Raw genomic sequence first — 1,061 nt, 5'->3', positions numbered from 1 at the left:
GAAATGTACAGCCATTACGTGCCCGACATCGTCATCACCGACTGGGCGATGCCGATCTTCGACGGGCTCGAGCTCGCGCAGATGATCCGGCAGCCGGAATCCAAGGGCAATCCTTACGCGCCGATCATCATGCTGACCGGCCATTCCGAGAAGCGCCGCGTCACGGTCGCGCGCGATGCCGGCGTCACCGAATTCCTGGCCAAGCCGATCTCGGCCAAGGGTCTCTATCAGCGCATCCTGAACGTGGTCGCCAATCCCCGGCCCTTCATCAAGACCAAGACCTATTTCGGTCCGGACCGGCGCCGCAACACCAACTCCGCCTATATGGGCCCCGAGCGCCGCGTCGGCGAAAAGCACGAGGTGCTCCAGCAGCCCTCGCTGCTCGACAAGGCCCGCTCCTCCATCTAGCGCAACGTCTCACGCGAGGCAGGTATCATGGCGAAGAACAGCGCAAAGGACATCGAGGTCACGGCCTTCGCCACGCATCAAATCATCACGCAGCCCAATCCGCTGCGCAAGGTTCTGCGCCGTGTCGAAGACAAGGACATGGACGATCCGGTCAGCCGCGCCGAGCAGGCGCTCGCCGGTCTCGCCGGTGAGTTCAAGGACTGGATGACGACCGAGGTCAACCGCCTGTCCGCCGCCTACGTCGCCATCCGCAATGACGGCTTCACCAAGGACAGGCGCGACGAGCTGTTCCGCGCCGCGCACGACATCAAGGGCGACGCTGCGACATTCGGCTATCCGGCCGCGGCGGGAATCGCCGAGAGCCTGTGCCGCGTCGTCGAGCACGCGCCCGATCTCGAACGGGTGCCGGCCGAACTGTTCACGCACCACATCAACGCCATCCTGGCCATCGTGCACGAGAACACCAAGCTCGACAGCATCAGCGTCTCCGCCGAGCTCAGCCGGCGCCTGCGCAAGGTCGCCGACGACTACCTCGCCGACGTCAACCGCGACCGCCCCGAGCATCTCGAGGTGATCCTGGCGCCGAGCATCGTGCCGGCGGAGTAAGGGCCTCTCTCCTCCAGTCATTGCGAGCGCAGCGAAGCAATCCAGAC

2 protein-coding genes are annotated in these 1,061 nt (G+C 64.8%); both read left to right on the top strand.

The window, feature by feature from the left end; all coding sequences use genetic code 11:
* A partial coding sequence (locus AC1D00_RS42580) for a response regulator (RefSeq protein ID WP_477014844.1) occupies positions 1-408 on the top strand: 408 nt, incomplete at its 5' end.
* 27 nt (positions 409-435) lie between these two features.
* Positions 436-1,014: an Hpt domain-containing protein gene (locus AC1D00_RS42575; RefSeq protein WP_477014843.1), complete on the top strand. Its 579-nt coding sequence runs from the start codon at positions 436-438 to the stop codon at positions 1,012-1,014.
* Positions 1,015-1,061: the final 47 nt, after the last annotated feature.

The sequence above is a fragment of the Bradyrhizobium sp. P2_E8 genome, from assembly GCF_056403875.1.
This window is presented reverse-complemented; position numbering and strand designations above follow the sequence as displayed.